This is a genomic window from Enterococcus rivorum (assembly GCF_001742285.1).
GTDB classification, from domain to species: Bacteria; Bacillota; Bacilli; order Lactobacillales; family Enterococcaceae; genus Enterococcus_L; species Enterococcus_L rivorum.
In genome coordinates, this window is sequence record NZ_MIEK01000030.1 from 1 (window position 1) to 25,318 (window position 25,318).

Consider the following 25,318-nt stretch of genomic DNA (forward strand, 5'->3'; position numbering starts at 1 on the left):
ACAGGTGATGTAAAGTTGAACCGCCGTATACGAGAACCGTACGTACGGTGGTGTGAGAGGTCGGCTAATCAATTAATGATTAGCCTCCTACTCGATTATGGGAAATAAGAAACATTTCAAATTTTTGAAAGAGTATGATACAGTTAAAGAAACAGAATTTATGAGGAGTGAAGATGATGGGAATAAAAGACAAAATTACTGAGGCGGCGGAACGCGTATACGACATTACACGTGATGGAAAATATAATGTGAAAGTGAATTTACTATCTAAAAAAAGCGATGCCCAAAAGCCGTTTAATATTAAAGTCGTTTCTTCAAGAGATACACAGCACAATAAGAAATGGCGCTCAAAAAATTATTAAAAATGAATCGTTTAATTCAAAAAAGAATGAAGCCGAGTAGTCGGTTTCATTCTTTTTCTACTTCTAAGCCTAAGACAGTTAAGTGCCCATTTCCAACTAATTTAATAACAAGCCGAGCAAGATGATTTGGTGCCATATCTGTCCCACTTGTGATCCACCAATGCAATGTGCCGACAAAAATTGAGGTCATGTATTCAATAATAAAATCCATAGGAACTTCAATATCATTTTCAGTAATTTTCAATTGAGAGAAAATATCTGAATATTTTTCATATAGAATATCAGCTAATTTTTTCCGAAGAAGTTCATTAGAACTGCCGTCCATAATGGTCAGAAAAAAATTTCTATTTTTATGAATATTGATATAAATCTCTGTTAACAAACGTTCAATTTTCTTAATTCGGATCCGTTTGCCAAAAACTAATTGATCTGAATCTAATACTGAGGTAAAGGCTTCGATAGCGAAATCAAATATTTGTTCATAAAGATCTTGTTTATCTTTGAAGTGGGCGTAGAAAGTTGCTCGATTAATCATTGCATGATCGGCAATCTCCTGAATTGTGACTGAATCATACCCTTTTTCCTCTACCAAATAGACAAAAGCTTCAATAATCATTTTTTGTGTACGTCTTACTCTCAGGTCTGTTTTTTTAGTCATAGAAAAATTCCTTTCAAAATAATCGACAATACTTAAAAGTTTGTTGCTTATCTCACAAAATAGGTCATTTTGCTTGTTGCAATTAAATTAGAATGTTTCTAGAATATACATAAGTAGTATATCAGACAGCTTGTAAGATAATCAACAAACTGTTGTGAATTTATTCTATTCAGTAGTCAGTACATAATTAGTAGAAAGAGTTTAAATGTTTTTATGAATAAAAAGAGGGATATTGTGGAGGTAAGAGAATGACTTTAAGAGCAGGGATAGATGTTGGTTCAACAACAGTGAAATTAGTTATTATAGATGAGCAGAACCAAACAATTTTTGCAAAATATGAACGGCACTATTCCGATGTAAAAGCGGCAACGGAGAAAGTTCTAAATGAAGCGATGGAACAAATTGGAAATCAAACAACTATTACGATGACGATTACGGGTTCTGGTGGAATGGGGTTAGCAGATGTATTAGACATTCCTTTTGTTCAAGAGGTGATTGCTTGTACTAGAACGGTGGAAGAAGTTATTCCTGAAACAGATGTTGCAATTGAACTAGGTGGAGAAGATGCAAAAATCACTTTTTTTGAAGGGGCCTTAGAACAGCGGATGAACGGTAGTTGTGCTGGAGGAACGGGAGCCTTTATTGACCAAATGGCGGTACTGTTAAAAACGGATGCTAACGGAGTCAATGAACTAGCTAAGAACTATCAAACGATTTACCCGATTGCTTCTCGCTGTGGTGTTTTTGCAAAAACAGACGTACAGCCTTTAATTAATGAAGGAGCAGCAAAAGAAGATATCGCGGCGAGTATTTTTCAGGCAGTGGTGAACCAAACGATTGCTGGATTAGCAGCGGGACGTAAGATAAAAGGAAAAATAGCTTTTCTTGGAGGCCCTTTATACTTTATGTCTGAATTACGTCGTCGATTTATTGAAACATTAGATATTCAACCGGAGGATGTCATTTTTCCAGAAAATCCTCAGTTATTTGTGGCGATGGGGGCGGCAATTTATTCTAAAGAAGCTACTATTACAACACTAGAAGGCTTAATCAGACGTTTAGTTGAAGGAAACAAGGAGCAGTTGGCCCCCTCAGATACTTTAGAACCGTTGTTTGAAAAAGAAGAAGATTTAGCAGTTTTTAGAGCTAGACACAATCAAGCACAAGCCAGTGAAAAAAAATTATCAGAGCACCACGGAGTTGCCTTTCTGGGAATGGATGCCGGTTCGACAACAACAAAAGTCACATTAATTGATGATGAAGGGAATCTGTTATTTTCTTTCTATGGGAATAATCAAGGACAACCTTTAGAAACGACAATGGACGTGCTGAAAGATTTATACAAGCAATTGCCCGAGGATGTTTTTATCGGAAAAGCAGTTGTTACAGGCTATGGTGAGCATCTAATTAAGAATGCTTTAAAAGTAGATATTGGTGAAGTAGAAACTATGGCTCATTATAAAGCGGCCAATCATTTTCAACCTGGTGTCGATTTCATTTTAGATATCGGTGGTCAAGACATGAAAGCTATGACTATTAAAGATGGGGTTCTATCGTCTATTCAGCTGAATGAAGCTTGTTCATCTGGTTGTGGATCTTTTATCGAGACTTTCGCAAAGTCGCTGAATTATAACGTAAAAGAATTTGCGATTGAAGCTTTAAGTTCTACGGGTCCTGTTGATTTAGGTTCACGCTGTACAGTTTTCATGAATTCAAAGGTCAAACAAGTCCAGAAAGAAGGTGCCTCTGTAGGGGATATCTCAGCAGGTCTTTCCTATTCGGTGATCAAAAATGCTATTTATAAAGTAATAAAAGTACGTCGACCAGAAGAATTAGGTGAAAAAATTGTCTGCCAAGGGGGAACCTTTTATAACGAAGCTGTACTACGCGCTTTCGAAATGATAAGTGGTAGAGAAGTTGTTCGTCCATCTATTGCAGGTTTGATGGGTGCGTATGGGGCGGCTTTAATTGCTTTAGAGAATTATGAAATAGGAGAAGAAAGCACTATTCTTTCTCTGGAGGAACTGAACAGTTTTACATCTGAAAAAGAATTTACCAACTGTGGGCTATGCGAGAACAATTGTATGATGACAGTAACAATTTTTTCTGATGGACGTAAATTTGTGACAGGGAATCGTTGTGAACGTGGGGCCGAAATAAAAATTAAACGAGAAGATCGTAAGGTTAATCTCATTGATTATAAATACCGAAAATTATTCAAATATCGTTCTCTAAAAGAAAAAGATGCGATTCGTGGTCGAATAGGGATTCCTCGAGTGTTGAACATGTATGAAAACTATCCTTTGTGGTACACCTTTTTTACAGAGTTAGGTTTTAGAGTAGAACTTTCTCCACGATCTAGTAAGGACTTGTATGAGCAAGGTATGGAGACGATTCCTAGTGATACAGCCTGTTATCCAGCTAAAATTGCTCATGGGCATATTCAAGCTTTAATCGATAGCGAAGTTCCAATGATTTTTTATCCAGGTGTTGTTTTTGAACGACAAGAATCAGCAGAAGCAGACAATCACTTTAATTGCCCAATTGTTCAGAGTTATCCTGATGTTATCCGGAACAACGTAGATGATATTCGTGATGGGGCAGTAGATTATCGTAATCCTTACATCAATTTAGCGGATGAAGCATCTGTTGCGAAAGTTCTAAGCCAAAATTTTGCAGATTTAGGAATAACAGAAGCAGAGGTAACAACTGCACTGAGACATGGTTATGAAGAACTTGATCGATTTAAAGCAGATATTCAAGCTAAAGGCGAAGAGACTCTTTTACAATTAAATCAAAAAGGGGAAAAAGGAATCGTTCTTTCAGGTCGCCCGTATCATTTAGACCCTGAAATTAATCATGGGATAGCTGATGTTATTACCCAAGAAGGTTTCCATGTTTTAACGGAAGACAGTATCTCTCATTTAAGTGACGTTGGGAATCTCCGGGTCGTTAATCAATGGGTTTATCATTCTAGGCTATACGCAGCAGCAAGAGTCGTAGCTAAAACGAAAAATCTTGAATTAGTTCAGTTAAATTCTTTTGGTTGTGGGTTAGATGCGGTAACGACCGATCAAGTAGAAGAAATTATGGATCAATACGGTAAAATATACACGGTTTTAAAAATTGATGAAGGAGCAAATCTTGGTGCTGTTCGCATTCGTTTACGCTCCTTGAAAGCTGCTGTAGGAGAAAGAGATAAAACTGATTTTGAACCAAAATTGAAATTTGAAGAACCGGAAAAAGTTATATTTACTAAAGATATGAAGAAAACACATACTTTACTTTTACCAATGCTTAGTCCTATTCATCAAACAGGGCTAGTAGATGTGGCGCTACAAGCTTCTGGCTATAACGTTGTCTGTTTACCTGCCGATGACCGAGAAGCGATTAATGTTGGCTTAAGATACGTTAATAACGATTCTTGTTATCCAGCAATTATTTCTATCGGACAACTGGTTGAAGCTCTTGAAAGTGGTGAATACGATTTAAATAATGTAAGTGTCATGATGACACAAACGGGTGGTGGTTGCCGAGCAACTAACTATATTCCGTTGCTTAGAAAAGCTTTGAATGATGCAGGGTTCCCTCAAGTTCCGGTTGTCTCTGTTTCTATGGGGAATAAAGGAGTTGAATCAAATCCAGGCTTTAAGTTTACTTTGCCGATGGTTAAACGAGTGGTGGTTGCTTTTCTTTATGGAGATTTGTTTGAGCGAGTGGTTTACCGCACTCGACCTTATGAAACAGAACCAGGAATGATTGATGCACTGCATGAAAAATGGTTGAAAAAAGTTGAGAAAAACATTCGAAACGGCTCGTTAACATTGTTTAACAGTAACATGAAAAAAATTATTCGAGAGTTCGATAGCGTTCCTCTATTAGATATTCAAAAACCAAAAGTTGGAGTAGTGGGAGAAATTTTAGTTAAATATTCTCCAACAGCTAATAATGATATTGTTCGTTTACTAGAATCAGAGGGTGCTGAAGCTGTGGTTCCTGATATTGTCGGTTTTATGAACTATTCTTTATATAACCAAATTTGGAAATATGAAAACCTAGGGATGTCTAAACAAAGTAAAAATATTGCTCAATTTGCTATACGAGTGATTGAGTTTGTTGAAAAACCAATGGATAAGGCACTTAGAAAATCAAATCGTTTTACTGGAATTACTTCTATTCATGAGCTAGCAGAAGATGCAAGTAAAGTTCTTTCGATTGGTAACCATACAGGTGAAGGCTGGTTCCTGACAGGAGAAATGATTGAGTTACTTAAATCAGGTGTGAATAATATTGTTTGTATGCAACCATTCGGCTGTTTACCTAATCATGTTGTTGGAAAAGGGGTCATCAAGGAATTGAGACGCCAATATCCAAAATCAAATATAGCAGCTGTAGATTACGATCCAGGAGTGTCAATCGTTAATCAGTTGAATCGAATTCGTTTAATGATGGCAACTGCTAATAAAATGATGCAGGAAGAACAAGAATCCTTTAAAGTTAAAAACTAGTTTAAAATTAGTTGAATAAATGGACGTGACATCTTTTTTACGCAAAAAAGAATAGTTCACGTCTACTTTATTTAAGTATCGAATTGATTTTATAAGCGCTAGGAACTAGACCAAATTTTATATGCTGTCAATTTTTTTCTTTATTTTTTATAAATTAGAGTTGTTTGTGAGGTATATACCAGTTATAATAATAAGGAACTGTTAATTGAAGGGAGACAAATAAAATGGTATCAAACTTACCTATTTATATTCAAATACATGATAAAATAAAAGAAGATATTGAAAAAGGTGTTTGGACTATCGGAGATAGGCTGCCTTCAGAGCGTGAGTTGGCTATTCATTTCAATGTTAGTCGAATGACGTTGAGACAGGCGATTCAAACTTTAGCTGATGAAGGGATTTTAGAAAGGAAAATTGGTTCTGGTACCTACGTTGCGAGAAAAAAAGTCCAAGAAAAAATGACTGGTACAACTAGTTTTACTGACATTATGATTTCGCAAAATAAACAGCCCTCAAGCAGAACGGTTTCTTATTTTGTTGCTAAACCAAGCTCTAGTGAAATGGAAAAGTTATCATTAAAAGAAAATGAATACATTTTACGAATGGAAAGAATTCGTTTTGCCGATGGAATTCCAATTTGTTTTGAAGTGGCAAGTATTCCTTACTCATTAATTGATCAATATAGTAAGTCGGAAATCAGCAACTCTTTATATAAGACATTAGAAGAAAAAGGTGGCAATAAAATTGGTCATGCGAATCAAACAATTTCCGCCATGTTAGCTTCCGAACAAATTGCCGAATATTTAGAAGTTAAGCGTGGTGACGCAATTTTACGTTTAAGTCAGTTGTCTTATTTTGAGGATGGGACTCCTTTTGAATATGTTCGTACCCAATATGTAGGCAATCGTTTTGAATTTTATTTAGAAAAATAAAAAAAACATAGGAGAGTCCTTTCTAGGGGACACTATCCTATGTTTTTTTATTGATAAATTTGATTTATAAAAATTATTTAGTTAAGTCTATCTTTCCGCTTATCCAGTAAATAATAAAAGCACCTAACGTCATAGAAAGAAGCTCTCCAACTCCGATAATCAGCCAGCTATAGAAGAACGGTAATTGATAAAACAGAGTCATCTGGGCTGCAATAGTAAACATAGAGAGAGAACAAAGAGTGGCTGTAATTGCCAGTTTCTTTTTTTCACTAGTTCTTTTTTTTGTTAAGATGTAAGAAATAGATAAAATGATGAAGGTTGACAGACTACCTGTAACAATATCTACAATCCCTAAAGGAGAGGCGACATTAGATAAAGCAACTCCTATTGAAATAGCAAGAATGTATCGTTTGTTATAAATTGCTAAATAATTGAACATTTCTGATAGTCGTAATTGAAGTAATCCAAAGCTCAAAGGGGCAAGAAAAAGGGTTACAACAATGTACAAAGCGCTAATCAAAGCCATCTTTGCCAATGAAGATACGGACCAAATACTAGTTTCTAAACGGGTACTATTCATTTGTATTTCTCCTTTGTAAAACAGTAAATCTGTTTTAGTAGTAACTATGACCAAAGGACGTGACTGTAAATAATTTGTACAACCAACTGAAGTGTCATAGTGTAAGCTTTCTTACTACAATCAATAATAGCAGAAGAGTCTAAAAATAGAAAGTTTTCTCCTGTTGAAAAAAATCTTTCCTACTTAGATAACCAGCCGCCATCAATAGGAATGATTGATCCGTGAAGGTAATCTGCTTGTTTACTAGCAATAAAAAGGGTTAAAGAAGCTACTTCTTCTGGCGAAGCCCAACGTTGGGCAGGAGTTTCTTTAGCAACCCAACTTGCCATTTCTCCATCACCAGAGAAATCCGCTGCATTCATAGGTGTTTTAATAGCTCCAGGAGCGATAGCATTCACTCGTATTCCTTTTTTAGCGTAGTCGTAGGTTAATTGCTTAGTATATCCGATAAGAGCATGCTTAGAAGCAGTATAAGCAGCGCCCCCGCCCCCAACTGTCATTCCAGCAATAGAAGCCATATTAATAATTATGCCAATTTTTTCCTCTAACATTTGAGGTAAAATAGAATTTGTAACTAAATAAGTCCCTTTCAAATTCACAGATATTACAAGATCCCAGAGCTCTTCAGATGTTTCTAAGCTAGTTGCATAGTTATCTAATATCCCAGCCGTGTTAAGCAGAATCTTAATGGCTCCATAGTTCTGATTGATTTTATTTACCGCTTCACGGATTGATTTTTGGTTGGTAATATCACCTTGAAAGGGAATAAAATTTCCAGCTAACCCCTGAGCTTTATTGATGGTTTCTTCAAGATTATTGCAATCCATCCCCAAAACGTTGGCTCCTTTTTCTAAGAAAGCAATGGTTTGTGCTTGGCCGATTCCAGATGCTGATCCAGTGATAAAAATATTAGTCTGGTAGAATTCTTTAGTAAACATGATAGATCCTCCTAGTTTTCCATAACTAAACTAAACAATTGTTGTTCAGTAATATGATGTGTCTAAATACGCCAGCGACGAATATTTTTGTCAAAGGAGATGTAACTCTTTGTCATAAAGCTTTGCTTTTGCACATATAAGTTTCATATTTTTCTTATAATTCCACGCAATTCTCTGAAAAAATTCGGATGTCACCTTAGTTATCAGAAATGTCCTAGTCAATCGGCACGATTTTCCAATCCTCAGCTAAAATGTCACATGGCGTTGGAGAAAACATGCTGTATCCTTCATCGGACGTTTTTATTAGAAAATAAGGTGTAACCTTAAGGAATTCCCCATCGGATGTACCAATTTCTTCTCGAAGTTCAATATATAATTCAAAACCGTTCCATCCAGTTCTAACTGCTTTTGCCCCTTTTTTAACTTTGGGTAAAATCTCTTCAAACGTCATATAATTACTCCTTTTTCATTTTTTGAGTTCTATTATTGCATTCATTCGCAAAAATAAACTTACTGAATTGGAATCTCATGATAACTGCATTCACCTTTTTCAAAAGAAACTTGACCATTTAACTGATCAGTTATGGTTGTCATGAAAAGTTCGACACTGGATTCATCAATGAGACAAATCATTTCGATGGCTTCTCCATAAATAATTTCTTTTAGAGTATAAGAATGATTTTCTATAAAATTTTGAGCTTTTCCAAGGTTAGAGTAGCTAATCGCTATTGTTACTTCTTGCTGTAATTTTCCTTCGACGAGACCAACTGCTTCCAAAGCATTAGAAACCGAATGACTGTAAGCTCGAATTAATCCGCCAGCGCCTAACTTTGTTCCACCAAAATAACGAGTGACAACAGCAACGACATTAATCAGTTCTTGTTTTTTTAAAACTTCTAACATAGGAACACCGGCAGTGCCACTAGGTTCACCATCATCACTACTTCGTTGAATGTCACTTTTTTCGCCAATAATGAAGGCGCTACAATTATGACTAGCTTTCCAATGCTCTTTTTTCTTTTCTTGGATAAAATCTTTTGCCTCTTGTTCTGTATAAACGCGCTTTAAAGAACAGATAAATCGTGATTTTTTGATTTCAGTTTCTTTTTCGCCATCCGTTTTAATTGTAAAATAACTTTCTAACATTTATTTTCTCTTTTCTACGTATGATAGTTTTAGTATAGAAAAGTTTTAATCTAGAAGCAACTTTTATTCATAAAAACAAGGAATACAAGCAATATTTTCATCTTGTCTTTTTTTATGAGATAATAGGTAAAAAGGGGAGAGAAAAGAATGGTCAAAGAACGTAACAAAAAATATGATAGCGTTACCAGTTATTTGAAAAACAATGGAGGTTCACAAGTGACTTTGACCTTCACACAATTCGATGAAATGCTTTTTCCTCATACAGGCCTACCGAAAACAGCACGAGTAGATGTAGATTGGTGGGCAAATGATTATAAATATCCAGAGAAAGGCGCATACGGCTGGCTTAATGCAGGATACCAAGTAGCACAAGTAAATATTGAAAAAGAATATGTTGTATTTAATAAACTTTTGAAGTCTAACTGGTTATTCTAAGTTATTTATTAGGAAAATGGTAAGCGTTGACAAAAAGTTGTTTTTTACTATAATAATTTTAACGGGAATAAGTGTAAGATTGTTAGATTATTCTTGAATTAGAACTTAGAAGAGGAGATGCAATGAAATATGACTAAAAAGACAATTATGCTAGTATGTTCTGCGGGCATGAGTACAAGTTTATTAGTAACAAAAATGCAAAAAGCGGCAGATGCTGAAGGGATTGAGGCAGATATTTTTGCTGTTTCTGCTTCTGATGCAGACAATAACATAGCGAACAAACCAGTAGATGTATTATTATTAGGCCCTCAAGTTCGCTTTATGAAAGCTGATTTTGAGAAACGTTTAGAATCTAAAGGAATTCCATTAGATATTATCAACATGGCTGATTACGGAATGATGAATGGTGAAAAAGTATTGCAACAAGCCTTGACATTAATTGGAGACAAATAGAACCAAAAATCTTAGTGAAGAAAAATTCACTAAGATTTTTTTTTTAGAAAAAATAAATTCTCCTAAAAATGCGTAACTTTCTTTTGGAGGGAGAAAAATGAAAGAATTGTGGGGAAGAAAAGTATTAGCACAAGAACTGACCAGTGACCTTGACTTAATAGAAGCGGAAAAATATCCTACAATACGAGAAACAAATGAAAAAGAGATAGAATGTTTAAGGTGTGGAACCAAACAAAGTAAACAGACACATCTTTTACCCAATGGTACTTATTATTGTTCAAGTTGCATTCAACTAGGTAGGGTAGATTCTGGTCAGTCTTTTTATCATATAGCTGAACCGAAAGCGGTTGAAAGAAAGGTGTTTTTTAATTGGGAGGGGCAACTAACGGATGGACAAAAACGAATGTCAGATGATTTAGTTCAATCAGTCAAATACTTTCAATCGCAAATTATCTGGGCAGTTACAGGAGCGGGGAAAACAGAAATGCTGTTTGAAGCAATTCATTTTGCTTTAGAAAAAGGCTATCGTGTTGGGCTTGCCTCACCAAGAGTAGATGTATGTTTAGAATTATATCCACGAATACAAGCTGTTTTCTCACAAGAAAACATAGTGCTTTTACATGGAAAAATGGAAAATAGTTATGAGTATACTAAGTTAGTTTTATGTACTACGCACCAGTTATTACGTTTTCATCAGGCTTTTGATGTGCTAATCATTGATGAAGTGGATTCTTTTCCTTTTGTAAACAACCCGACCCTTCAATATGGAATGCATAATGCGTTAAAAAATGACAGTTCACTTATCTTTTTAACTGCGACTCCAACGAGAGAGTTACTACAGAAAATCAATCGTAAAGAACTTGCTGCAAGTATCTTACCTGCTCGTTATCACAGAAGATGTTTACCTGTTCCAAAAAAGGCTTGGTGCAAGCAATGGAGTGAAAGGGTTGGCAATAAAAAGGTTCCCAAAGTTTTGCTACAAAAAATAAAAAGTTTGATTCAAAAAAATGATGTTCTTATTTTTTGTCCGAGTATCTTCCTAATGGAAAACTTGGAAATTATTTTGAAAAAAGAATTTCCAGATATGCCGTTGACTTGTGTTCATGCTGCAGACGAAAAGCGATTAGAAAAAGTTTCACAGATGAGAAAAAAGCAATATAGACTATTAATCACCTCGACAATTTTGGAACGAGGCGTAACGTTTGATGGGGTTTCTGTAATCGTTCTTGGAGCGAACCATCAAGTGTTTACGACACCGACGCTTGTTCAAATAGCTGGTAGAGTCGATCGGAGAAAAGAATATACAGCTGGTGAAGTCTGGTTTTTACATGATGGACAAACGAAAAATATGAAAGAAGCAATCAAACAAATTAAGCAGATGAACCAACTAGGAAAGACGAGGAAGTTAATTGATGAAATGTAGTTATTGTAGAGAGACAATCAATAGAAATCTTTCGTTAAAAGAAATTTTTGTCTTAAAAAAAATTTCCGAAAATCAATTGTGTTCAACTTGTCAATCAAAATTTGAATTACTTCCTGAAGATGATATCTGTTATGGATGTCATCGCATATCTAAAAGGAAATATTGTAGTGACTGCTTAAAATGGCAAGAAAAATACCCAACCTACTCTTTTCATCACGAAGCGCTTTATGCTTATAATGAAAGCATGCATGAATGGTTTGAAGACTATAAATTTCGAGGTAATTATCTGTTGCGCTATTGCTTTAGTGAAGAAGTTAGAAAGTATTTTAAACAAAAAAGTAAGTGCCTAGTGATTCCATTGCCTATTTCAGGCAAACGAATGTCAGAGCGAGGCTTTAATCAAGTAGAAGGTATTTTAGATGCAGCAGGAGTAACTTATCAATCTTGTTTAATTCGTAAAACAGATAGTAAACCCCAAGCTCAAAAAACAAGACAGGAAAGATTGCAATTGCAACAACCCTTTGAATTAACGGAAGAAGGAAAAGAAATCGTTCGAAATCAATCCATCATACTTGTAGATGATATTTACACAACTGGCAGAACAATTTTTCATGCAGCACAAGTTTTATTGGAAAATAAACCTCAAAATTTGTATACGTTTTCGATTGCACGATAGAGACATAATTAAAACCAAAAAAAGCCTTGCAATTTTGTTGGCAAAAAGCTTATAGTTCGTTATAATGGAATTAAGAAGAAAGAATAAAAGAGTGGTCCTGTTATTTTTTCTTTACTGGTAGATGAAAGGGGTAATTTGTATGTTTAGATATAATGTACGTGGAGAAAATATCGAGGTTACTGAAGCAATTCGCGACTATGTAGAGAAAAAAGTCGGGAAACTTGAAAGATATTTCAGTGATTCACCAGAAGCAACTGTTCATGTAAACTTGAAAGTTTATACTGAAAAAACAGCCAAAGTGGAGGTTACAATCCCTCTTCCATATTTAGTATTACGTGCTGAAGAAACATCACCTGATCTATATGCAAGTGTTGATTTGGTAGTAGATAAATTAGAAAGACAAATTCGTAAATTTAAAACAAAAATTAATCGTAAGTCACGTGAAACTGGCTTAAACACAGCTAAAGCAGCAATTTTCTTGAATAGTGAGGAGTCATCAGAAGAATCAGCTCCAGAATTGGACATTGTTCGTACGAAACGACTTTCATTAAAGCCAATGGATAGTGAAGAAGCTGTTCTACAAATGAACATGTTAGGACACAATTTCTTTATTTTTGAAGATTCAGAAACAAATGGTACAAGCATTGTTTATCGTCGTAAAGATGGTAAATATGGCTTGATTGAAACAGATTAAGCAAAAAAATTAAAAATAGTTACTATTTCTAGTAATAAGCTGGGTGAAAACAAAGTGTTTTCCCCAGCTATTTTCTTCTTATTTAGGCAGGTTTACATAGAAAAAATGAGAATGTATAGTTAATTTGATAGAAATTATTTCCTTTCTGCTTGAGTAATGGTAGAATAAATAGGATGATTATGCATTCTTGTGCAAAAAATAAATAGGAACAACTGAAAGGAACACTTAAACAGATGGCAAATTTTTTAAAAAAGATGATTGAAAACGATAAAAAAGAATTGAAACGTTTAGATGGTATAGCAAACAAAATTGAAAGCTATGCTTCTGACATGGGGAAATTAAGTGATGATGAACTTCGTGGTAAAACAGATGAATTTAAAGCTCGTTACCAAAAAGGTGAGACTTTAGATCAACTTTTACCAGAAGCTTTTGCGGTCGTTCGTGAAGCAGCTAAAAGAGTCTTAGGACTATATCCTTACCACGTTCAGTTAATGGGAGGTATCGTTTTACATGATGGTAGTATTCCAGAGATGAGAACGGGTGAAGGGAAAACCTTGACAGCTACGATGCCAGTATACCTAAACGCTCTTTCAGGTGAAGGCGTACACGTTGTAACTGTTAATGAATACTTGGCAACACGTGACTCTAACGAGATGGGTGAATTATACGATTTCTTAGGTTTAACTGTTGGATTAAATATCAACTCAAAATCTTCAGAAGAAAAACGTGCAGCGTACAATTGTGATATCACATACAGTACAAACAACGAACTAGGATTTGACTATCTTCGTGACAATATGGTTGTTTACCGCAATCAAATGGTTCAACGACCATTAAACTATGCAATTGTGGATGAAGTTGACTCAATCTTAATTGATGAAGCTCGTACACCATTGATTATTTCTGGACAAGCAGAAAAATCTACTGCTTTGTATACTCGTACTGATAATTTTATCAAACGTTTAACTGCAGAAGTAGATTACAAAATTGATATCCAGTCTAAAACAATTAGCTTAACTGAAGCTGGTATTGAAAAAGCTGAAGAAACATTTGGGTTAGAAAATCTATACGATATTGAAAATACAGCGTTAACACATCATATGGACCAAGCATTACGTGCTAATTACATTATGATTCGTGATATTGATTACGTAGTTCAAGAAGGAAAAGTGTTGATTGTTGACCAATTTACAGGTCGTATTATGGATGGTCGTCGTTATTCGGATGGATTGCACCAAGCAATTGAAGCAAAAGAAGGTGTTGAAATTGAAGACGAAACTAAAACAATGGCTACCATTACGTTCCAGAACTATTTCCGTATGTACAAAAAATTATCTGGGATGACTGGTACTGCTAAAACAGAAGAAGAAGAATTCCGTGAAATTTATAATATGCAGGTTTTCCAAATTCCTACAAACCGTCCGATTGTCCGTGATGACAGAGCCGATTTACTTTATCCAACTCTACAAAGTAAGTTTAAAGCTGTTGTACAAGATATTAAAGAACGTTACCATAATGGACAACCTATTCTTGTTGGTACAGTAGCTGTTGAAACCTCTGAACTATTATCAGAGATGTTAAATAAAGAAAAAGTACCTCACGAAGTACTGAATGCTAAGAACCACTTTAAAGAAGCTGAAATTATTATGAATGCTGGTCAAAAAGGTGCGGTAACAATAGCAACCAATATGGCTGGTCGTGGTACAGATATCAAACTTGGTTTAGGCGTTGTAGAATTAGGTGGTTTAGCTGTTATCGGTACTGAACGTCATGAATCTCGTCGTATTGATAATCAGTTACGTGGTCGTGCTGGACGCCAAGGTGATCCAGGAGTTTCTCAGTTTTATCTTTCATTAGAAGATGATCTAATGAAACGTTTTGGTTCCGAACGTATTAAAACATTTTTAGACCGCATGAACATTGAAGAATCTGATGCAGTTATTCAAAGTAAGATGTTTAGTAAACAAGTTGAGTCTGCTCAAAAGCGTGTCGAAGGTAATAACTACGATACACGTAAAAATGTTTTGCAATATGATGATGTAATGCGTGAACAACGTGAAGTCATCTATGCGCAACGTCAAGAAGTAATTATGGAAGAAACAACTTTGACAGAAACGCTAATGAATATGGTAAAAAGAACAATTGCTAGAGTGGTTGAAAGCCATACACAACTTGAAAAAGATAACTGGAACTTTGAAGGAATTGTCGATTTCGCTGCATCTGCATTAGTTCATGAAGATTCTATCTCGGTAAAAGATTTAGAAAATAAATCTCCAGAAGAAATTAAAGAATTATTAATGAAACGTGCTGAAGAAGTATTTGCTACAAAATCAGAACATTTAAATGGTCCAGAACAAATGTTAGAATTCCAAAAAGTGGTTATCTTACGTGTGGTGGATACAAAATGGACAGACCATATCGATGCGATGGATCAGTTACGTCAATCTGTTGGGCTACGTGCTTATGGTCAAAATAATCCATTAGTAGAATACCAAACGGAAGGATACTCTATGTTTGAAGACATGGTGGGTGCCATTGAATATGAAGTAACACGTCTGTTTATGAAGTCAGAAATTAGACAAAATGTTCAACGTGAACAAGTAGTACAAGGTGAAGCGAATCATCCAGAAGAGGGTGAACAAGCTCAAAGCAATACGAGTGCAAAAAGAAAACCAGTTCATGTAGAAAAAGTTGGTAGAAATGATCCATGTCCATGTGGTAGCGGTAAAAAATATAAGAATTGTCATGGCAAAAATGCCTAATTAAGCTTTTGAAAAGGTGGGGCGTCTGCTCTACCTTTTCATTTGTCATTGTAAGTAAAATTCGTTAGTATGTTTGTTGTAAAGATTGTTTGTGAATCAATTCTATATAACAGATAATATGGATGAAAGGACGAGAATTCTATGGAAAATGCGGAAATCCGAAATATATTGGATGAAATGAATCAATCAATTACTAGCTTTAGGGGGTCTCTTTGACTTAGATCAATTGGAAGAAGCAATTGCAGAAGCGGAAAGCAGAATGTCAGAGCCTGGATTTTGGGATAATTCAGAAAAAGCACAAGCGCTAATTAATGAAACGAATGTTTTTAAAGAAAAATACCAGCAGTTTCATGAATTGGCTGATGAATTAGAAGAATTAGAAATCATGAATGAGTTACAACAAGAAGAGTTTGACTCGGATATTCAAAAAGAATTAGAAGAGCAATTACTGATTTTGAAAGATAAATTAAGCATATATGAGTTATCTTTATTATTAAATGATCCTTATGATAAGAACAATGCAATTATCGAGTTACATCCTGGGGCTGGTGGAACGGAATCTCAAGATTGGGGAAGTATGCTTCTTCGAATGTATATTCGTTGGGCTGAAAATCATGGCTTTAAAGTTGAAACGTTGGATTATCAGTCTGGAGATGAAGCTGGGATTAAAAGTGTTACTTTATTGATTTCAGGCTACAATGCTTATGGCTATTTAAAATCTGAAAAAGGAGTTCATCGTTTAGTGCGTATCTCTCCATTTGATTCTGCGAAGCGTCGTCATACTTCTTTTTGTTCAGTAGATGTTATGCCGGAATTGGATGAAACAATTGAAGTTGAAATTAATTCTGATGATTTAAAAATAGATACATATCGTGCTAGTGGAGCTGGTGGTCAGCATATCAATAAAACAGAATCTGCTGTTCGGATTACTCATCTTCCTACAGGCACGGTTGTTGCTAGTCAAGCGCAACGCTCACAGTTAAAAAATAGAGAACAAGCCATGGGAATGTTGAAGGCTAAGCTTTATCAATTAGAAATGGAAAAGAAAGCACAAGAAGCAGCTAGCTTACGTGGCGATCAGATGGAAATTGGTTGGGGTTCTCAAATTCGTTCGTATGTATTTCACCCCTATTCAATGGTTAAAGATCACAGAACAAATTATGAAACTGGAAATGTGCAAGCCGTGATGGATGGAGATTTGGATGGATTCATTGATTCGTATTTAAAAATGCAGTTAAAGTAACAGCTTCATGTAAATGAAATAAAACTGTAAACTGTTGAAAGAACGTTGAAACAAATTCATGTTATAATAAGCAATATTCGAGAAATACAGAGATGGAGAGAAACCTCATGATTGAAATGAAAGATGTAATGAAAAAGTATTCCAATGGAACAACCGCCATTAGAAATATTTCAATAGAAATCAACCAAGGTGAGTTCGTATATGTTGTAGGACCATCAGGTGCTGGTAAATCTACTTTTATTAAACTAATGTACAGAGAAGAAAAAGCGAGTAAGGGACGTCTGAAAGTTGCTGGACATGATTTAATTAAAATTAAAAACAGCGAAGTTCCTTATTTAAGAAGAGAAATCGGCATCGTTTTCCAAGATTACAAATTATTGACCAAAAAAACGGTTTATGAAAATGTTGCTTATGCAATGCAAGTTATTGGGAAAAAGCCAAGGGAAATAAAGAAACGTGTGATGGAAGTTCTTGATCTTGTTGGTTTAAAACATAAAGTTCGTGTTTTTCCAAGTGAATTATCTGGTGGAGAACAACAGCGTGTATCCATTGCTCGTGCAATCGTAAATACTCCGAAAGTTTTAATTGCAGATGAACCGACTGGAAACCTTGATCCAGAAAATTCTTGGGAAATTATGAAGTTATTGGATCGGATCAATGCGCAAGGAACAACTGTGGTAATGGCTACACATAATAGCACAATCGTAAATACGATCCGTCATCGTGTAATCGCTATTGAAAATGGACGAATTATTCGAGATCAAGCGGAAGGGGAATATGGCTACGATGATTAGACACATTCTAGAAAGTATAAAAAGTTTAAAACGTAATGGTTGGATGACACTTGCATCTGCTAGTGCAGTAACGATCACTTTAGTATTAGTTGGAATTTTCATGGCCGTTATCTTTAATGCAACAAAAATTGCCAAGGACGTTGAAAAAAACGTCACAGTTTCAGTTTTTGTTGATATTGGTAGCACTCAAGAAGAGTTGCAAACGTTAGAAAATGAATTAAATAAAATTCCTAAGGTTAAAACAATCTCTTACTCAAATCGGGATCAACAATTGGCTAAAATTCAAAAACAAATGGGTGATGCTTGGAACTTATTTGAAGGTGACAGTAATCCTTTGTATGATGTATTTTATGTTAGTGCAGATCAACCGTCAGATACAAAAGAAATTGCAGCTAAAGCTTCTAAACTGCCAACAGTCTTTAAAGCGGATTATGGCGGAGTTTCTTCTGATAAAATTTTCAAAATTGCAGGAACTATTCAAACATGGGGCGTTGGCGCTGCATTATTGTTAGTTTTTGTAGCAATTTTTCTAATTTCTAACACAATCAGAATTACAATTATCTCTCGTCAAAGAGAAATTCAAATTATGCGTTTAGTAGGTGCAAAAAATTCCTTTATTCGCTGGCCGTTCTTTTTAGAAGGGGCATGGATTGGATTAATTGGCGCGATTATTCCAATAGTTCTTTTTACTTTTGGCTATCAAAAAGCGTATACTTCGTTTAACCCAGAATTATTAAGATCCAACTATTCAATGTTGAAGCCAGATGAGTTTATCTGGAAAATGGATGTATTAATGATTACAGTTGGAATGGTGATTGGTTCGTTGGGATCTGTTATCTCAATGCGTCGTTTCTTAAAAATATAATTCAAATGAAAGCAGACAATTTGTCTGCTTTTTCTTTACTTATACGGACAAATTCGATATTCTTTAAACATGGAGTGGAAAGAATTGAGGTGGGGGTATGCAATTTTTGATGGATAATTTGTTTTTTATTATTGTGATTGCGAATATTCTTTTATCATTGATTATTATTTTTAGAGAGAGAAAACAGACAGCACAGACATGGTCATGGCTATTAGTTTTGATGTTTATTCCTGTGTTAGGATTTATTCTATACATATTTTTTGGTCGAGGAATTTCAAAAGACAAGATTTTTGATTTGAAAATGCAAGCTAAAATAGGTATGAATGCCGAAATTGAAAGAGAACGAAATTCTTTATTAAGGGGACTATATCCTCATCCACCAACAGGGGAAGTTGAATCTAAACAACTAATCTACATGTTGACGATATTTGGTAGCTCATTATATACGACAAAGAATGAAATTAAGCTTTATATGGATGGAAGAGAAAAGTTTGATGGACTTATTGAAGACATTCGTGCTGCAAAAGACCATATCCATATGGAGTATTATATTTACCGTGGAGATACTTTAGGAATTGAGCTTCGGAATGAATTGATTGCTGCAGCTAAAAGGGGTGTCAGTATAAAGCTACTTTTGGATGCCTGGGGCTCAACGCAAGTTAACATGAAGTTTTTTGAAGACTTGAAAAAAGCAGGTGGAGAAGTCGCGTTCTTTTTCCCGCTATTTGTACCATATCTAAATCCACGAATCAACTATCGCAACCATCGTAAAATTGTAGTAATAGACGGCGCAGTTGGTTATACAGGTGGATTTAATGTTGGAGATGAGTATTTAGGCAACGTGAAGAAGTTTGGTTATTGGAGGGACAATCACTTAAGGATTCATGGTGAAGCCGTATATAGCTTACAGAATCGTTTTTTAATGGACTGGAACTCTCAACATACTGATGAATTAAGCTATGACGAAAAATATTTTCCTCCGATTAGAGCAACGGGTAACAAAGCGGTTCAAGTAGTGACGAGTGGCCCAGATTCCGAACATGAACAAATAAAAATGACCTATTTAAAAATGATTTCCATCGCCAAAAAAGAAATTTTAATTCAAACACCTTACTATATTCCTGATGAGTCCATTCATGAAGCGCTAAAACTTGCGTTACTTTCAGGAGTGAAGGTTAGAATTCAAATTCCCAATAAACCGGACCATATTTTAGTCTATTGGGCAACCTATTCTTTTGCTGCTGAGTTATTAGAGTATGGAGCGATTATTGAAACCTATGAAAAAGGATTTATGCATGCCAAAACAATGATTATTGACAGTGGAATTGTTTCTGTTGGTTCAGCTAATATAGATGTCCGATCATTTAGACTGGATTTTGAAGTGAATACGATTATTTACGATCAGGAATTCTCTAAACAAGTCAGAACAGCTTTTTATGAAGATGCTCAAGTTTCTGAACGATTAACAGAAGAAAAATATCTAAATAGAGGAATAATTATCAAGCTAAAAGAAGGCTTGGCTCGATTAATTTCTCCGTTGCTGTAATTTTTGCAGAAGATAAAGCGAATTTTTGGACTCGTTTTGTCTTTTTTTTGTTATTTTATTCCATATTTTGGAAAAAATAATCATTTCTGATTTTCATCTGAAATAGTTAATGTTAAAATGAATTGATTGAATTGAGTTGGAGGTTTAAAAAATAGATGAAGAAAAAAATGTTATTATTTATTAGTTTAGTTAGTGTGGTACTATTTTCAGGTTGTGCGAAATGGATTGATCGTGGAGAATCCATTACAGCGGTAGGATCATCTGCGCTTCAACCGCTTGTTGAAACAGCAAGTGAAGAATTTCAAAGCCAAAATCCAGGGCGATTTATTAATGTTCAAGGTGGCGGTAGCGGTACAGGATTAAGCCAAGTCCAATCTGGGGCTGTAGACATTGGAAATTCTGATTTATTTGCAGAAGAAAAATCAGGGATTGATGCCAGTAAATTAGTGGATCATAGAGTTGCTGTCGTAGGTATTACCCCTATAGTGAATAAAGGAATTGGGGTTTCAGATATTTCGATGGAAAATCTTCGTAAAATCTTTTTAGGGGAAATAACAAACTGGAAAGAATTAGGCGGAAATGACCTTAAAATTATTTTGCTTAATCGGGCTGCTGGAAGTGGAACGCGTGCTACTTTTGAAAAATGGGTGTTAGATGGTAAAACAGCAATTCAAGCGCAAGAACAAGATTCTAGTGGAATGGTTCGTTCGATTGTAGCAGATACTCCGGGAGCAATTAGCTATACTGCATTTTCTTATGTAACTAAAGATATAAACACGCTAAGCATTGATGGTGTTCAACCCACCGATAAGAACGTAACAACCAATAAATGGATTATTTGGTCCTATGAACATATGTATACGTTAGGCGAACCCAAGGATTTAACACGTGAATTTTTAGAATTCATGTTGTCAGATGAAGTTCAAAATAATATTATTGGTCAGTTAGGATATATCCCTGTTTCTAAAATGCAAGTAGAAAGAGATTGGCAAGGAAATTTAATTAAATAGGCATCTTTACACAAAATTTACAAACTTAACAAAACATTTACATGTTATTAAAAGCAAATTGTTTTTTTTGAAGTAGACTTAGATTTAGTGGTTAGAGCAGATTAGTTTTTTGTGAATAAACCATATAAAGTTTTTAGTTACTTACAACCTTTTTACTATATAGGGTGTTCTTATTTTGAGGAGGAGTTTTCTTGGAAGATGTACAGAAAGAGCTGTTAACAAAATCGAAGCGAGCAAAAATGGAACAAAGAGGAAAATTCATTAGTTTCATGTGTATTGCCCTGATTGTGTTAGTTGTTTTATCAATATTTTATTTTGTAGCAAGCAAAGGTTTGGCAACATTTTTCGTCAATAAAATTAATGTATTCGATTTTTTATTTGGTTCAACCTGGAATCCTAGTGAAATTGGTTCGAATGGCAAGCCCATGGTTGGTGCTTTGCCGATGATTGCAGGTTCATTTATCGTAACATTTTTGTCGGCTATTATTGCGACTCCTTTTGCGATTGGGGCAGCAGTATTTATGACAGAGATATCGCCTAAAAAAGGATCAAAAATTTTACAACCTGTCATTGAGCTTCTTGTTGGTATTCCGTCAGTTGTTTATGGATTTATTGGTTTAACAGTGATTGTGCCATTTATTCGTTCAATATTTGGAGGCACTGGTTTTGGGATTTTGGCAGGGACTTTTGTCCTATTTGTAATGATTTTGCCAACAGTTACTACGATGACAGTAGATGCTTTAAAATCAGTACCCCGCCATTACCGAGAAGCTTCCCTTGCTTTAGGTGCGACTCGTTGGCAAACAATCTATAAAGTTGTTTTAAGAGCAGCTGTTCCTGGGATTTTAACAGCAGTTGTTTTTGGGATGGCGCGAGCATTTGGAGAGGCTTTAGCCATTCAAATGGTTATCGGAAACGCAGCAATTATGCCTAATAGCTTAATTACGCCTGCGTCTACACTTACAAGTATCTTAACCATGGGAATTGGGAATACGATTATGGGAACTGTAGAAAATAATGTTTTATGGTCATTAGCACTCATTCTGCTGTTAATGTCATTATTCTTTAACATTGTTATTCGGATTATTGGTAGGAAAGGAGCCTTGAAATAATGAATGCAAAGAAAGTCGATAAAATTGCAACGGGTATCTTATATACGGTTGCAGGAATCATTGTGCTAATTTTAGCTTCTTTACTACTATACATCCTAGTAAGAGGGGTTCCTCATATTTCTTGGAAATTTTTAACTACTCCATCTAAAGCTTATCAAGCTGGTGGAGGAATAGGCATTCAATTGTTCAACTCTCTGTACCTGTTACTGATTACAATGTTGATTAGTTTTCCCATTTCATTAGGAGCGGGAATCTATCTTTCTGAATATGCAAAGAAAAATTGGGTAACAGATGTCATTCGCACGTCAATCGAGATTTTAAGCTCATTACCGTCAGTTGTTGTCGGGCTATTCGGATTTTTATTGTTTGTTATCCAAATGGGCTATGGATTCTCCATTATCTCAGGTGCCTTAGCGTTGACCTTTTTCAACTTACCATTATTGACTAGAAATGTAGAAGAATCATTGAAAGCCGTTCATTACACGCAACGTGAAGCAGGCTTATCACTTGGACTTTCTCGTTGGGAAACGGTGAAAAAAGTAGTAGTTCCGGAAGCTTTACCTGGAATTTTAACAGGGGTAATTTTAAGTTCTGGAAGAATTTTTGGTGAAGCAGCAGCCTTGATTTATACAGCCGGCCAAAGTGCACCAGCATTAGATTTTAGTAATTGGAATCCATTAAGTGTTTCAAGTCCAATCAGTATTTTCCGCCAAGCTGAAACATTAGCAGTTCACATTTGGAAAATCAATACGGAAGGAACAATGCCAGACGGTGCTGCAGTTTCTGCAGGGGCTTCTGCCGTTTTAATCTTAGTTGTTTTACTATTTAATTTCGGTGCTCGATTTATCGGGAACAGACTGTACAAAAGAATGACATCAGCCTAATGTTAGGGGAATCAGAATGGAAAAGTATAACTTTAATGAAACAAACATAATTAAAATGCCAGAACCAATTGCCCTTCACACCGAAGACTTACATGTGTGGTATGGAGAAAATGAAGCCATCAAGGGAGTTGATTTAGAATTTGAAAAAAATAAAATCACTGCTTTAATCGGACCTTCTGGATGTGGCAAATCAACCTACTTGCGTTCATTGAATCGAATGAATGATGGCATCGCTAATACAAAAATCACTGGGAAAATCATGTATAAAGGGGTCGACGTAAATACAAAAGAAGTTGATGTTTATGAGATGCGTAAACGTATAGGAATGGTTTTTCAAAGACCCAATCCATTTAGTAAATCAATTTATGAAAACATTACTTTTGCGTTGAAACAGCATGGCGAGAAAGATAAAAAGAAATTAGATGAAATCGTAGAAACTAGCTTGAAACAAGCCGCTTTGTGGGATCAAGTAAAAGATAACCTAGATAAAAGTGCCATTGCTTTGTCTGGCGGTCAGCAACAACGACTATGCATTGCTCGTGCGATTGCAATGAAACCAGACATTCTATTACTAGATGAGCCAGCAAGTGCTCTTGATCCAATTTCAACAGGGAAAGTAGAAGAAACATTAGTAAATTTAAAAGATGACTACTCAATCATTATAGTTACTCATAATATGCAGCAAGCCGCTCGTATTAGTGATTACACAGCATTCTTTTATCTTGGAAAAGTAATTGAATATGATGAGACAAGAAAAATCTTTACACGACCAAAAATTCAAGCGACAGAAGATTACGTTTCTGGGCATTTTGGTTAGGAGGAGTAAGATGACAAAAGAAATAATTGCATCCAAAGATTTACATCTGTATTATGGAAAAAAAGAAGCGCTAAAAGGAATTGATTTGTCTATCAATCAAGGAGAAATTACAGCAATGATTGGGCCATCAGGTTGTGGCAAGTCTACTTACTTACGTTCATTGAATCGGATGAATGACTTGATTCCTAATGTAACAATTACTGGAAGTGTTGTTTACAAGGGGAAAGATATCTATGGGCCAAAGACCGATACGGTGGATCTCCGCAAAGAAATTGGGATGGTTTTCCAGCAACCGAATCCGTTTCCTTTTTCGATTTATGAAAATGTAATCTATGGGTTAAGGCTTAAAGGCGAAAAAAACAAACAAGTATTAGATGAAGCGGTTGAAAAGAGTTTGAAAGCAGCTTCTGTTTGGGAAGATGTTAAAGACAAACTACACAAGAGTGCCTTATCTTTATCTGGCGGACAACAACAACGAGTTTGTATCGCTCGAGTTTTAGCTGTAGATCCACAAATTATTTTGTTAGATGAACCAACTAGTGCCTTAGACCCTATTTCAAGTGGTCAAATCGAAAGCATGCTTTTGACATTAAAGGAAAAATACACAATGATTATGGTGACACATAATATGTCTCAAGCATCAAGAATTTCTGATAAAACGGCTTTCTTTTTACAGGGAGAATTGATAGAATTTAATGATACGAAGAAAATATTCTTAAATCCAAAACAAAAACAGACAGAAGACTACATTTCTGGAAAATTCGGATAATTTTAATTAAAGGGAGGAAACCCAATGTTGCGCAGTCAGTTTGAAGAAGAACTATTAAATTTGCATAATCAATTTTACGAAATGGGTATGATGGTCAGCAGTGCTGTTCATAAGTCTGTTAGATCATATATTAATCATGATAAAAAACTAGCTCAAGAAGTAATTGATAGAGATGTTGAAATCAATAATATGGAAGTTAACTTAGAGAAAAAGAGTTTTGAAATGATTGCTTTACAACAACCAGTGACAACTGACTTACGGATGATTATCACGGTCATGAAAGCAAGTTCTGATTTAGAAAGAATGGCTGATCATGCTGTTTCAATTGGTAAATCAACGATTCGCTTAAAAGGTGAAACGAGAATTCCAGAAATAGAAAAAGAAATTTCAGACATGTCAGACTATGTTAAGAAAATGGTTGATAACGTGTTGATTGCCTATGTAAAAACAGATCAAAAAGATGCTAAAATGATTGCAAAGATGGACGATCGAGTGAATGATTACTTCAATAGTATTTACAAACACTCTGTTGCAAGTATGCAATCAGATCCTGAAACAGTTATTAGTGGAACGGATTATTTACATGTAGCTACTTATTTAGAGAGAATTGCTGATTATGTTACCAATATTTGTGAATGGATTGTTTACCTTGCAACTGGTAAGATTACAGAATTAAATTCCAACCAGGACGAGTAAGACGTTAGATAATTA

At 35.2% G+C, this 25,318-nt stretch carries 24 protein-coding genes; 19 read left to right on the forward strand and 5 right to left on the reverse strand.

Annotated features, from left to right (window positions below; translation table 11 throughout):
• Positions 1 to 176 precede the first annotated feature (176 nt).
• Positions 177 to 362 (forward strand): hypothetical protein, encoded by a 186-nt coding sequence (locus BCR26_RS10630; RefSeq protein WP_069698969.1) that lies wholly within the window; start codon positions 177 to 179, stop codon positions 360 to 362.
• Positions 363 to 408: 46 nt separating this feature from the next.
• On the opposite strand, the gene BCR26_RS10635 is transcribed toward BCR26_RS10630, so the two are convergent.
• Complete coding sequence (locus BCR26_RS10635; RefSeq protein WP_069698970.1) at positions 409 to 1,020, reverse strand: TetR/AcrR family transcriptional regulator; 612 nt, start codon at positions 1,018 to 1,020, stop codon at positions 409 to 411.
• 248 nt (positions 1,021 to 1,268) lie between these two features.
• Here BCR26_RS10635 and BCR26_RS10640 point away from each other — a divergent pair, with 248 nt between their 5' ends.
• The gene (locus BCR26_RS10640; protein WP_069698971.1) at positions 1,269 to 5,528 is read left to right on the forward strand and encodes a 2-hydroxyacyl-CoA dehydratase; all 4,260 of its coding nucleotides are present in this window, start codon (positions 1,269 to 1,271) and stop codon (positions 5,526 to 5,528) included.
• A gap of 224 nt (positions 5,529 to 5,752) precedes the next feature.
• The gene (locus tag BCR26_RS10645) at positions 5,753 to 6,460 is read left to right on the forward strand and encodes a GntR family transcriptional regulator (RefSeq protein ID WP_069698972.1); all 708 of its coding nucleotides are present in this window, start codon (positions 5,753 to 5,755) and stop codon (positions 6,458 to 6,460) included.
• A 73-nt stretch (positions 6,461 to 6,533) separates the two neighbouring features.
• On the opposite strand, the gene BCR26_RS10650 is transcribed toward BCR26_RS10645, so the two are convergent.
• From BCR26_RS10650 to BCR26_RS10665, 4 genes are all read right to left on the reverse strand, one after another.
• Positions 6,534 to 7,040, reverse strand: coding sequence for a QueT transporter family protein (locus tag BCR26_RS10650; RefSeq protein WP_069698973.1), 507 nt, complete (start codon positions 7,038 to 7,040; stop codon positions 6,534 to 6,536).
• A gap of 179 nt (positions 7,041 to 7,219) precedes the next feature.
• The gene (locus tag BCR26_RS10655; protein WP_069698974.1) at positions 7,220 to 7,978 is read right to left on the reverse strand and encodes a 3-oxoacyl-ACP reductase; all 759 of its coding nucleotides are present in this window, start codon (positions 7,976 to 7,978) and stop codon (positions 7,220 to 7,222) included.
• Between the two features lie 214 nt (positions 7,979 to 8,192).
• On the reverse strand, positions 8,193 to 8,429 hold the full coding sequence (locus BCR26_RS10660) for a DUF2829 domain-containing protein (protein WP_069698975.1): 237 nt from the start codon (positions 8,427 to 8,429) through the stop codon (positions 8,193 to 8,195).
• A gap of 59 nt (positions 8,430 to 8,488) precedes the next feature.
• Positions 8,489 to 9,124 (reverse strand): YigZ family protein, encoded by a 636-nt coding sequence (locus BCR26_RS10665; protein WP_069698976.1) that lies wholly within the window; start codon positions 9,122 to 9,124, stop codon positions 8,489 to 8,491.
• A 147-nt stretch (positions 9,125 to 9,271) separates the two neighbouring features.
• Here BCR26_RS10665 and BCR26_RS10670 point away from each other — a divergent pair, with 147 nt between their 5' ends.
• The 16 genes from BCR26_RS10670 (at position 9,272) to phoU (ending at position 25,303) form a co-directional block, all read left to right on the forward strand.
• Complete coding sequence (locus BCR26_RS10670) at positions 9,272 to 9,559, forward strand: DUF7662 domain-containing protein (protein ID WP_069698977.1); 288 nt, start codon at positions 9,272 to 9,274, stop codon at positions 9,557 to 9,559.
• A 129-nt stretch (positions 9,560 to 9,688) separates the two neighbouring features.
• A complete protein-coding gene (locus BCR26_RS10675; protein WP_069698978.1) occupies positions 9,689 to 10,012 on the forward strand; it encodes a PTS sugar transporter subunit IIB in 324 nt (107 codons plus the stop codon).
• A 97-nt stretch (positions 10,013 to 10,109) separates the two neighbouring features.
• Positions 10,110 to 11,435 carry an ATP-dependent helicase ComFA gene (locus tag BCR26_RS10680; RefSeq protein ID WP_069698979.1) on the forward strand — a complete coding sequence of 442 codons (1,326 nt, stop codon included), beginning with the start codon at positions 10,110 to 10,112 and terminating at the stop codon, positions 11,433 to 11,435.
• Positions 11,425 to 12,111, forward strand: a complete 687-nt coding sequence (locus tag BCR26_RS10685; protein WP_069698980.1) for a ComF family protein — start codon at positions 11,425 to 11,427, stop codon at positions 12,109 to 12,111. The genes BCR26_RS10680 and BCR26_RS10685 overlap by 11 nt, the downstream gene beginning before the upstream one ends.
• Before the next feature lie 139 nt (positions 12,112 to 12,250).
• The gene (gene hpf / locus BCR26_RS10690; protein ID WP_069698981.1) at positions 12,251 to 12,805 is read left to right on the forward strand and encodes a ribosome hibernation-promoting factor, HPF/YfiA family; all 555 of its coding nucleotides are present in this window, start codon (positions 12,251 to 12,253) and stop codon (positions 12,803 to 12,805) included.
• 233 nt (positions 12,806 to 13,038) lie between these two features.
• Positions 13,039 to 15,567, forward strand: a complete 2,529-nt coding sequence (secA, locus tag BCR26_RS10695) for a preprotein translocase subunit SecA (RefSeq protein ID WP_069698982.1) — start codon at positions 13,039 to 13,041, stop codon at positions 15,565 to 15,567.
• A gap of 141 nt (positions 15,568 to 15,708) precedes the next feature.
• Positions 15,709 to 16,810 (forward strand): peptide chain release factor 2 gene (prfB, locus tag BCR26_RS10700; RefSeq protein ID WP_139124933.1). Its coding sequence is split into 2 segments (ribosomal slippage): positions 15,709 to 15,780 and positions 15,782 to 16,810, totalling 1,101 coding nucleotides; the frame shifts between segments, so codons are not numbered across the junction.
• Between the two features lie 107 nt (positions 16,811 to 16,917).
• Complete coding sequence (gene ftsE, locus BCR26_RS10705) at positions 16,918 to 17,604, forward strand: cell division ATP-binding protein FtsE (protein ID WP_069698983.1); 687 nt, start codon at positions 16,918 to 16,920, stop codon at positions 17,602 to 17,604.
• Complete coding sequence (gene ftsX / locus BCR26_RS10710; protein WP_069698984.1) at positions 17,588 to 18,469, forward strand: permease-like cell division protein FtsX; 882 nt, start codon at positions 17,588 to 17,590, stop codon at positions 18,467 to 18,469. The genes ftsE and ftsX overlap by 17 nt, the downstream gene beginning before the upstream one ends.
• Before the next feature lie 97 nt (positions 18,470 to 18,566).
• Complete coding sequence (gene cls, locus BCR26_RS10715; protein ID WP_069698985.1) at positions 18,567 to 20,015, forward strand: cardiolipin synthase; 1,449 nt, start codon at positions 18,567 to 18,569, stop codon at positions 20,013 to 20,015.
• A 155-nt stretch (positions 20,016 to 20,170) separates the two neighbouring features.
• Positions 20,171 to 21,025 (forward strand): phosphate ABC transporter substrate-binding protein PstS, encoded by an 855-nt coding sequence (locus BCR26_RS10720; protein WP_069698986.1) that lies wholly within the window; start codon positions 20,171 to 20,173, stop codon positions 21,023 to 21,025.
• A 191-nt stretch (positions 21,026 to 21,216) separates the two neighbouring features.
• Positions 21,217 to 22,137 carry a phosphate ABC transporter permease subunit PstC gene (gene pstC / locus BCR26_RS10725; RefSeq protein WP_069698987.1) on the forward strand — a complete coding sequence of 307 codons (921 nt, stop codon included), beginning with the start codon at positions 21,217 to 21,219 and terminating at the stop codon, positions 22,135 to 22,137.
• Entirely contained in the window at positions 22,137 to 23,021 is an 885-nt protein-coding gene (gene pstA / locus BCR26_RS10730; protein WP_069698988.1) for a phosphate ABC transporter permease PstA, read from the forward strand. Before pstC ends, pstA begins: the two co-directional genes overlap by 1 nt.
• A gap of 16 nt (positions 23,022 to 23,037) precedes the next feature.
• Positions 23,038 to 23,838: a phosphate ABC transporter ATP-binding protein PstB gene (gene pstB, locus BCR26_RS10735; protein WP_069698989.1), complete on the forward strand. Its 801-nt coding sequence runs from the start codon at positions 23,038 to 23,040 to the stop codon at positions 23,836 to 23,838.
• 10 nt (positions 23,839 to 23,848) lie between these two features.
• Positions 23,849 to 24,607, forward strand: coding sequence for a phosphate ABC transporter ATP-binding protein PstB (gene pstB / locus BCR26_RS10740; RefSeq protein WP_069698990.1), 759 nt, complete (start codon positions 23,849 to 23,851; stop codon positions 24,605 to 24,607).
• A 24-nt stretch (positions 24,608 to 24,631) separates the two neighbouring features.
• Entirely contained in the window at positions 24,632 to 25,303 is a 672-nt protein-coding gene (gene phoU / locus BCR26_RS10745; RefSeq protein WP_069698991.1) for a phosphate signaling complex protein PhoU, read from the forward strand.
• Positions 25,304 to 25,318: the final 15 nt, after the last annotated feature.